The following is a 9,739-nucleotide window of genomic DNA, read 5'->3' on the forward strand; positions in this document are numbered from 1 at the left end:
CGAGTCCACGAGCCGGTGGGCGCCGCCACGCCGCACGTGTGCGGCAGCCCACCGGCCAGGGGCGTTCCTCAGCCCTTGCCCTCCTCCAGGGGCTTCAGGAGCACGCCCTGCAACGCCTTGGCGACCTGGGGCGCGTAGTCCGGGTTCCTGACCCAGACGTACCAGTTGCCCGCGGCCACGATGGTGTGGCTGTACGGGGGTTGACGTCGGCCGGCGATGGAGTCGCCGATGTCGTCGTGGGTGAACCTGGCGGGATCGAGTACATGGATCTCGTTCTCCACCTCCGCTCCGTCGACCTCGGCCAAGCAGTCGAGACCCGAGCCGAAGTTGGCCTGGGCGCGGCGCAGCAGCCTGCACTCGACCCCGCCTGCGCCCATGGCCTTCATGACGGCGTCCGCGGTAGCGTACTCGGGCCCGGTCGGGACGCAGGCGTGGTCGCCGGCTTCGCCGAGGTCGAACAGGGTCCCGGATGTCGCGCCGTCGTGGCTCAGCGACAGGGCGAGGCTGCCCTTCGTGTAGTCCGGGAACCACACCGCGTACAGCGTCCGTGCCCCGCTCGCGACCGTGCCGACCCGGCGTACTTCCACGGGCGTGTCGCCGCAGGTCGCGGAGGTCACCTCCTGGTGGTCGGCGGCGAAGAGCCGCACCCAGCCGTCGGTGAAGAGGGTGTAGACCGCTTGGACTCCCCTGGGGGATCGGACGGGCGGGTCCAGGGGGTTGTGGGCGCAGCCCCGTTCCCGGACCGTGGTCGCGGCGACCGTGGCCGAGCACAGGCGCTGGTCGCGGGTCTCCCAGGCGTAGGCGGCGCCGTCCGGCCACGCCTCGACCAGCATCAGCCCCTGCCGCCCGGGGGCGTCGGCTCCCGTGCCCACCGCAGCGATCAGCTCGGTACGAGTCCGGTCGATCACCTCGGTCAGGTCCGGAGGCGACGGGGACGGCGCGACGTTCGAGGCCGAGGCGCCGGAGGCGGTCGGCACCTCGGGGCTCGCCTCACCGCCCGAGCAGCCCGTCGAGACCGTGAGCAGCAGTGCCGCCGCCCCCATGGCAGCGCGAAGTCCGTGTCGCATCAGCGTTCCCCCCTGTATGCGCCCAGGGACGGGGCGCATACAGGCATGAGAGCAGGCGTCGCCGACAGCGCTCCGGCGATGTCGGTCGCCGGCGGGCGGTGTGGTCAGGGCTTCCAGCCGTCCGTCGCGTTCCGGCCGTCCACGAAGGTCGACACGACCTGGATGTCGCCGATCCTCGACGGATCCACCCGGCGTGGGTCGTCTTCCAGGACGACGAAGTCGGCGCGCTTGCCCGGGGTGAGGGTGCCGGCGGTGTCGGTCCAGTGGGAGGCGTAGGCGCCGGCGACGGTGTAGGCGCGGAGTGCCTCGTCGACGGTGACGGTCTCGTCGGGGCCGATGATCCGGCCCGAGGTGGAGGCTCGTTCCACCATGAACTGGATCGCGCGCAGTGGCGCGCCGTCCGTCACGGGGCGGTCGGAGCTGGCGACGAGGGTGACGCCGTGGTCGAGGAAGGCGCGACCGCGGTACATCCAGGTCGCCCGCTCCTCCCCCATGATCGTCGCGTAGTCGTCGCCGAAGTAGCGCAGGAAGTTGGGCTGGATCACGGCGCTGATTCCGAGACGGGCCATGCGGGGGAGCTGGTCGGGGCGGATCAGGCCGGCGTGTTCGATGCGGTGGCGCGCTTCCGGGCGGGGGCGCAGGCGCTGGGCCCGCTCCAGGGCGTCCAGGGCGAGGTCGGCCGCGCGGTCGCCGATGGCGTGGACGGCAAGCTGCCAGCCGGCGAGGTGTCCGTCGACGATCAGGTCGGCCAGGCGTTCGGGGTCGTCCTGCAACTGGCCCGTCTGGGACGTGCCTTCGTACGGGGAGGTGAGGGCGGCGGTACGCGCCATCATGCCGCCGTCGGTGTAGATCTTCAGGGCGCCGAGGGAGAGCCAGTCGTCACCGAAGCCGGTGCGCACACCGAGGTCCAGGGCGCGTGGGATGCCGTCGTCCGTGTGGGCGCCGAGCGGCCTCAAGGTGTCTCCGGCCGCCATGAGCTGGATCCTCAAGGGCAGTCGGCCCTGGTCGCGCAGCAGCTGGTAGGCGCCGAGTTCGACGGGGCTGTGGCCCAGCAGGCCGCCTCCGATCCCGGCCTCGGCGCAGGCGGTGATGCCCTCAAGGAGACAGACGCGGGCGGCATGCTCGATCGCGTCGGCGAGTTCGGTCTGCGCGTACGGGAGGCGCAGTCGCCGAGCCGCGGTCATGGCGCTCTCCGCCAGGAAGCCGTCCTGCTGCGGGATGTCGGCGGGAAGCATGTCCAGGACGGCGCTGTTGACCACGCAGGCGTGTCCGGAGTCGTGCATCAGGAACACCTTGCGGCCGTGGCTGACCCCGTCCAGCTCCCTCGCGGTCAGATGGCGACCCAGGGACCGCTGGTCGTACCCGGCGATGTCCACCCATGCGCCGGGAGACGCCTTCCGGGAGGCGGCCTCGTCGACGACCGCCAGCACGTCCTCGACGCGTTCGCACGGTGCGACGCTCGGGGTGCTCGCCTTCAGCCCCGTCCAGGCCAGGTGCACGTGGCTGTCGATGAACCCCGGCAGCACGGTGGCGCCCTGGAGGTCGATCACCTCGCGTGCCGGGAGCGAGGTGACGGCCTCGTCCAGGCCCACGATCCGGCCCCTCCAGGTGCCCAGGTCGTGCGCGACGGGGTGGTCCGGGTCCATGGTGATGATGTGCGCGTTGGTCAGCCTCGTACAGAGCATGGGTGGTCCGTCCCTGGGTTAGGAGGATTCGGCAGCCGTCATCGCGTCGGCGACCGGCTCGTACCGCCTCGGCGCTGCCGGCACCATCAGCGGCGTCCCCGTCTCCGGATCCTCGATGATCCGGCACGGGAGCCCGAAGACGTCCTGGACGAGCTCGGCGGTCATGACGCTCGCCGGGTGGCCCTCGGCGGCGACGGTGCCGCCGGGTTTCATGACGATGAGGTGGGTGGCGTAACGACAGGCCTGGTTCAGGTCGTGCAGGACCGCGACGATGGTGTGACCCTTGCGCGCGTGCAACTCCGCGCACAGGTCGAGGACTTCGACCTGGTGGGCGATGTCCAGGAAGGTCGTCGGTTCGTCCAGGAGCAGGATGGACGTCTGCTGGGCGAGCACCATCGACAGCCAGACCCGCTGGCGCTGACCGCCGGAGAGGTCGTCGACGGGCCGGTCGGCGAGGTCGAGGACGCCGGTCTGCCGCATCGCCTCGACCACGGCCGCCTCGTCCTCGGCGGACCACTGCTTCAGCATCCGCTGGTGGGGGTAGCGGCCGCGGGCCACGAGGTCGCCGACCGTGATCCCGCCGGGGGCGGTCGAGGACTGCGGGAGCAGTCCGAGTCTGCGGGCGACTTCGCGGGAGCGGTACGACGCGATGGCGGCGCCGTCGAGGTAGACCTGCCCGGCTCGGGGCTTGAGCATCCGGGCGAGCGCAGTGAGCAGGGTCGACTTGCCGCATGCGTTCGGACCGATGATCACGGTGAAGGAGCGGTCCGGGATGTCGACGCCGAGCCCGGTGGCCACGACGCGCTGGTCGTAGGAGAGCGTCAGGTCCTCGGCCCGTAGGCGAGGGGTCCGAGGCCCCGCCCCGGGCGTGCCGGTGGTGCTGTCGGGGTGCGTCGTGCGCGTCATACGCGGCTCTTTCGGGACTCGGTGACCAACAGCCAGATGAGGTACAGCCCGCCGACGATGCCGGTCGCGGTACCGACCGGGAGGAGTGCGGGAGCGAAGAGGCGCTGCGCGAGGAGATCGCTCGCGGTCAGCAGCAGGGCGCCCATGAGCGCGGAGGGCAGCAGCGCGGGGCCGGACGCACGGGTCAGCTTTCGGGCGAGTTGGGGCGCCGCGAGGGCGATGAACCAGATGGGGCCGGTCACGGCGGTGGCGAAGGCGGCGAGAGCGACGCTGATGACCAGCAATGCCGTGCGGGTGCGGGCCACGCCGACACCGAGGGCCATGGCCGTGGTGTCGCCCATCTCCACCATGGAGAGGCGGCGTGAGAGGGCGAGGGCGAGCGGGAGCAGTACGGCGACGGCGACGAGGATGGCGTTGGCATGCGGCCAGCCACGGTTGCTCAGGCTGCCGATCAGCCAGGCCTGGGCCTCCAGGGCCTCCTGCCAGGTCGCCCGGGTGATCAGGTACGAGTTGACGGCGAGCAGCAGGGCGCTGACGCCGATGCCGACGACCACCAGCCGGAAGCCCTGCAGTCCTCTGCCCAGCATGAGGAGGTACATGACGACGGCGGTGGCGAGTCCGCCGATCAGCGCGCCGACGGCGATCTGGGTCATGCTGCCGTGCAGCACGATGATGACCACGAGCGCCCCGACGGCCGAGCCGTTGGTGAAGCCGATGATGTCCGGGCTGCCCAGGGCGTTTCCGGTGAGGCTCTGCAGGATCGCCCCGCTGACGGCGAGGGCCGCGCCGACGCACACCGCGGTCAGCAGGCGTGGCATCCGCAGGGTGTTGACGATGAAGTCCGCGCCGCCGGAGCCGTTGCCGACCACGGCCTGGAGGACTTCGCCCACGCCCAGTTCGTAGTCGCCGCTGGTCAGTGTGACGGCCATGACGACCAGGAGCAGGGCGAGCACGATCGCCGTGACGGCCGACGTCCGCCCTTGGACGCGGAGGGACAGCCCGCCCTTCCGGGTGCGCAGGACCAGCCCGCTGACGACGCGCGCGTCGCGCCTGCCCTTGGCGGCGGTTTCGGTCTCCCGTACGGGATGTGCGGGGCTCACAGCATCACCAGCTTCCGGCGGCGGCACAGCGCGATGAACAGCGGCGCACCGAGAAACGCGGTGATGATGCCGACCTGGAGTTCGCCGGGCGCTCCGAGCACGCGGCCGAGGACGTCCGCGCCGATCAGCATGACCGGCGCGAGCAGCATCGAGTACGTGAGCACCCAGCGCTGGTCCGGGCCGACGACGAAGCGGGCGACGTGCGGGACCGCGAGCCCGACGAAGCCGATCGGCCCCGCCGCGGCGGTGGCGGCGCCGCACAGCAGCATGACCGCGACGGCGCCGAGCGCACGGGTACGGCCGATGTTCAGTCCCAGGGCGCGGCCGACCTGGTCGCCCATCGCGAGGGCGTTGAGGGCCGGGGCGAGGACGAGGGCGATCAGCAGCCCCACGACGACGAACGGCAGGATGACGTACACGACGTCGAAGTACCGGCCCGAGAGGGATCCCACCGTCCAGAAGCGGAACTGGTCGAAGGCGCGCGGGTTGAGCAGCAGGACCGCCCAGTTGAAGGCGTAGAGCACCGCGGTCACCGCCGCGCCCGCGACGACCAGGCGTTCGGGTGTGGCCAGTTTCCGCCCCGAGGAGCCCAGCAGGTACACCGCGACCGACGCCACGGCCGTGCCGAGGAAGGCGAACCAGACGTACCCCAGGACGGATCCGACGCCGAGGAACGCGATGGCCACGACGACGCCGGCGGAGGCGCCCAGGCTGATGCCGAGCATTCCGGGGTCGGCGAGCGGATTGCGTGTCAGGGCCTGCATCAGCGCACCCGACAGGCCGAGTGCCATGCCGACGAGCAGTCCGAGGACGGTTCTGGGGATGCGGTAGTCATGGATGATGACGGAGGTCTCCGAACCGTCCGGATTCCACAGCACGCTCCATGTCGCGGTGAAGGGGATGCCTCTGGTGCCCACCCAGACACTGAGCAGCGCGACCAGGACGAGGGCACCCGACAGCACGAGGAGCCCCGCGCCCCGGAGGGCGGTCGCGCCTCTGCCCGTTCGAGGGAGGGCCGCAGGGGCCGCCTGCTCTCCGGACACCGCCCGGGCTTCCACCGACAACGACGACTCCCCCTGGTGTCAACTCGGGTGTACCGCACGGCATGGGCCGTACCGACGAGGACGTACCGACGACAGATCGACGGAACTTAGGTAAGGCTAAGTGAATGCGGCAGGTCGGTCAACGTGCGCACCCGGCGACGACGCCGATGCAACTGTCCACCGCCGTCGCCGCCTTGACCGTCTGGCCGGGGGCCGACAATGGGGCCCGGGGCCCTCCCCCAAAGGATCTACTTAGTATAGCCTTACCTAACTATTCCCCATGTTCACAGAGGAGAGCCGTATGTCAGCCGAAGGGCCGACGGGAGGACACGTCCTCCGCGAGGCGATCAGAGGGGAACGCCGCCGGGTCGTCGCGGCCTCCCTGCTGGGCATGACCCACCAGGTGTGCGAGGCACTCGTCCCCGTCGTCATCGGCGTCATCATCGACACGGCGGTGGCGACCGGATCCTCCGGCATCCTGCTGCGTTGGCTCCTGGTCCTCGCGGGACTCTTCCTCGTCCTGTCCACGTGCTACCGCACCAGCGCCCGGATCACCGAGGGCGCCGGCGAGCACGCCGCGCACCGGCTTCGGCTCCGACTCACCACACGGGTGCTCGACCCGCGGGGCGGCGCCGACGCCAACCGGCTGCCCGGTGCACTCACCAGCATCGCCACCAACGACGCCCGCCGCGTGGGATCGGTGGCGACCGTGATCGCCTACGGGCTCGCCGCCCTCGCCGCCCTCGCGGTCAGCGCGATCGCGCTCATCCGGATCTCCGTACCCCTCGGCCTGCTCGTCCTGCTCGGCATCCCGCCCCTGCTCTGGCTCGGCCACCGCATCAGCCGGCCGCTGGAACGACGCAGCGAGGCGGAGCAGGAGCGCGCGGCCCACGCCTCCGGAGTCGCCGCCGACCTGGTCACCGGCCTGCGCGTGCTCAAGGGCATGGGCGCCGAATCCGCCGCCGTGGACCGCTATCGCCAGACCAGCCAGGACTCACTCGCCGCCGCTCTGCGGGCGGCCCGGAGCCGAGCCGGCCACGAAGGCGCCGTTCTCGCCCTGACCGGCGTCTTCATCGCGCTCATCGGACTGGTGGGCGCGTACCTCGCGATGCGGGGCTCCATCAGCGTCGGCGAGCTGGTGGCCGCGGTCGGGCTCGCCCAGTTCCTGCTGGGTCCCTTCCAGCTTCTGACCTACGTCAACGCCGAGTTCGCCCAGGGCCGCGCGTCCGCCCGCCGGATCGCCGAGGTCCTGGCCTCGCCCGCCGCTGTCGAGGGCGGACAGGACACTCCGGCCGAAGCGGCGGGGCTGCTCACCCTGCGGGGCGTCTCGCTGGGCACCCTGCGCTCGTTGGACCTGGACATCCACCCCGGCAGCGTGACCGGCATCGTCACCCGGGACCCGGCCGCAGCAGGCGACCTGCTGCGCTGTCTGTCCCGGGAGACGGACCCCGCCGACGGAGTCGTCGCACTCGACGGCGTCCCGCTGACCGACCTCGACCCCGACGCCCTGCGCCGTCACATCCTGGTCGCCCACCACGACGCCGACCTGTTCGAGAGCACCCTCCTGGACAACGTACGCGCCGGATCCGGGACGACCGCGGTCGAGGAGGCCCTCCGGGCCTCGGCTGCCGACGAGGTCGCACGGCTGCTGCCCGAGGGCGAGGACACGGTGCTCGCCGAGCGCGGTCGCTCCCTCTCCGGCGGACAGCGCCAGCGCGTGGCGCTCGCCCGGGCCCTCGCCGCCGACCGGCGCGTTCTGGTCCTGCACGACCCGACCACCGCGGTGGACACCGTGACCGAGTCCCGCATCGCCTCCCGTCTGCGCGACGCCCGGAAGGGCCGCACCACGGTCCTGGTCACCACGAGCCCGGCGCTCCTCGCCGTCGCCGACCGCGTGGTGGTCCTCGACGACGGCGCCGTGACGGCCGAGGGCCGGCACGCCGAACTCGCCGCCGCCGACGCGGCGTACCGGGCGGTGGTCCTGGCATGACGTCCGGACACGCCACGGCCGGCGACACGACGACCGGGCCCGGCACCACCGCGCGACGACAGGACGAATCACCCGCGAGAGAGACAGAGGCGGAAGAGGCCATGGCCGCAACCGGCACCGAGCGCGCACTCCTGCCCACCGCAACCGGTGCCGAGAGCCTCGCCGCGCTGCGCACGATGCTGCGCGGCCACGGCGTCCTCGCGGTGGTCGCGTTCACCGTCCTCGTCGCGGGAACCGGCATCGGTCTGCTGACGGCCCCCCTCCTCGGGCACATCGTCGACCTGGTCGTGGAGAAGCGCGGGGCGCAGGCGCTGACGGTCCCGCTGGTCCTGCTGATCGTCGTCGCGCTGACGCGCGGCGCGGCCACCGCGCTCGGCAGCGCGCTCGTGGCCCGCCTCGGCGAGACCGTGCTCGCGACGCTGCGGGAGCGGTTCATCGAACGGGCGCTGCGGCTCCCGCTCGAACGCGTCGAGGCCGCCGGCTCGGGCGACCTGGTCTCCCGGGTCACCAGCGACGTCACCGTGATCGCGAAGTCGGTGCGCCAGGCGCTGCCGGAGTTCTCCCGCTCCGCCCTCACCATCGTCCTCACCCTCGTCGGTCTCGCCGTGCTCGACTGGAGGTTCCTGCCGGCCGCGCTGCTCGCCATGCCGGTGCATGTGCTCTCCGTCCGCTGGTATCTGCGCCGCGCCGCCCCCGTGTACGCCGAACACCGCGTCGCCACCGGCGCGTTGCAGCACCAGCTGCTCGACAGCGTCGGCGGGGTGCGGACCGTACGCGCCTTCCGGCTGAGCGACAGCCACACCGGCCTTCTCGACGAGCGGTCGCGGGCCGCGCGCGACCTCGCGCTGCGCGGCATCCACATCGTCACCGGGTTCTTCTCGCGGCTGAACCTCGCGGAGTTCATCGGACTGGCGGCGGTCCTGGGCACCGGATTCGTGCTCGTGGACAACCGCTCGGTGAGCATCGGTACGGCGACGGCCGCCGCGCTGTACTTCCACAGCCTCTTCAACCCGGTCAACGCCGCGCTGTTCCTCCTCGACGACGCGCAGTCCGCGGGCGCCAGCTTCGCCCGCCTCGTCGGGGTGTCGAACCTCCCCGCGGAGAGCGCGCCGCAGCGGCCCGGCACACCGGTCGACGGCTCGGTCAAGGTCAGCGCCCTCAGCCACTCCTACGTCCCCGGACACGTGGTGCTCCGCGACGTCGACCTCGAGGTGCGCAGCGGCGAACGCGTCGCGCTCGTGGGCGCGAGCGGGGCGGGCAAGACCACCCTGGCCAAGCTCGTGGCCGGTGTCCACGAGCCGGACGGCGGGTCGATCTCGCTGGGCGGGGTGGAGACGCGGGAGCTGGGTCCCGAGGGCGTACGGCGTGCGGTGACCCTGATCAGCCAGGAGGTGCACGTGTTCGCCGGCCCCCTCGCCGAGGACCTGCGGCTGGCGCGGCCGGACGCCACCGACGACGATCTGCGGTCGGCGCTGGACCGGGTCGGCGCCCTGGAGTGGGCCGAGGCGCTCCCCGACGGCCTCGCGACCGTCGTGGGCGAGGGCGGGCACCAGCTCACGGTGAGCCAGGCACAGCATCTGGCCCTGGCGCGACTCGTGCTCGCCGACCCGCCGATCGCCATCCTCGACGAGGCCACCGCCGACGCGGGCAGCGCGGGCGCCCGGGTCCTGGAGACCGCCGCGCTGCGGGCGCTGGAGGGCCGTACGGGCCTGGTGGTGGCCCACCGGCTCCCCCAGGCGGCCACCGCTGACCGCGTGGTCGTCCTGGACGACGGCCAGGTGGTGGAGACCGGCACCCACGAGGAGCTGGTGGCGGCCGGCGGCCGCTACGCCTCGCTCTGGGCCGCCTGGTCGAACAGCCGGCAGGAGTCGGCGGAGCAGGGCGCCGCCACGGGGTGAAGGCGGGGCGCGCGGAGCGCCGTCAGGGAACGAAGCCGCCCGCGGGGAAG

The 9,739-nt window shown here is 72.4% G+C and carries 7 protein-coding genes; 2 read left to right on the plus strand and 5 right to left on the minus strand.

Annotated features, from left to right (window positions below):
* Positions 1-68: 68 nt before the first annotated feature.
* The 5 genes from ACFVZW_RS07440 to ACFVZW_RS07460 form a co-directional block, all read right to left on the minus strand.
* Positions 69-1,067 carry a hypothetical protein gene (locus ACFVZW_RS07440; RefSeq protein ID WP_384518053.1) on the minus strand — a complete coding sequence of 333 codons (999 nt, stop codon included), beginning with the start codon at positions 1,065-1,067 and terminating at the stop codon, positions 69-71.
* Between the two features lie 104 nt (positions 1,068-1,171).
* Complete coding sequence (locus ACFVZW_RS07445) at positions 1,172-2,752, minus strand: amidohydrolase (RefSeq protein ID WP_384518056.1); 1,581 nt, start codon at positions 2,750-2,752, stop codon at positions 1,172-1,174.
* Positions 2,753-2,770: 18 nt separating this feature from the next.
* Complete coding sequence (locus ACFVZW_RS07450) at positions 2,771-3,658, minus strand: ABC transporter ATP-binding protein (RefSeq protein WP_384518059.1); 888 nt, start codon at positions 3,656-3,658, stop codon at positions 2,771-2,773.
* Positions 3,655-4,758 carry a FecCD family ABC transporter permease gene (locus ACFVZW_RS07455; RefSeq protein ID WP_384518062.1) on the minus strand — a complete coding sequence of 368 codons (1,104 nt, stop codon included), beginning with the start codon at positions 4,756-4,758 and terminating at the stop codon, positions 3,655-3,657. The genes ACFVZW_RS07450 and ACFVZW_RS07455 overlap by 4 nt, the downstream gene beginning before the upstream one ends.
* On the minus strand, positions 4,755-5,822 hold the full coding sequence (locus ACFVZW_RS07460) for a FecCD family ABC transporter permease (RefSeq protein ID WP_384518065.1): 1,068 nt from the start codon (positions 5,820-5,822) through the stop codon (positions 4,755-4,757). The genes ACFVZW_RS07455 and ACFVZW_RS07460 overlap by 4 nt, the downstream gene beginning before the upstream one ends.
* Positions 5,823-6,102: 280 nt before the next feature.
* Here ACFVZW_RS07460 and ACFVZW_RS07465 point away from each other — a divergent pair, with 280 nt between their 5' ends.
* Entirely contained in the window at positions 6,103-7,791 is a 1,689-nt protein-coding gene (locus tag ACFVZW_RS07465) for an ABC transporter ATP-binding protein (protein ID WP_384518068.1), read from the plus strand.
* Between the two features lie 101 nt (positions 7,792-7,892).
* The gene (locus tag ACFVZW_RS07470; RefSeq protein WP_384518071.1) at positions 7,893-9,689 is read left to right on the plus strand and encodes an ABC transporter ATP-binding protein; all 1,797 of its coding nucleotides are present in this window, start codon (positions 7,893-7,895) and stop codon (positions 9,687-9,689) included.
* Positions 9,690-9,739 lie beyond the last annotated feature (50 nt).

Source organism: Streptomyces sp. NPDC059567, assembly GCF_042735655.1.
Classification (GTDB): Bacteria; Actinomycetota; Actinomycetes; order Streptomycetales; family Streptomycetaceae; genus Streptomyces.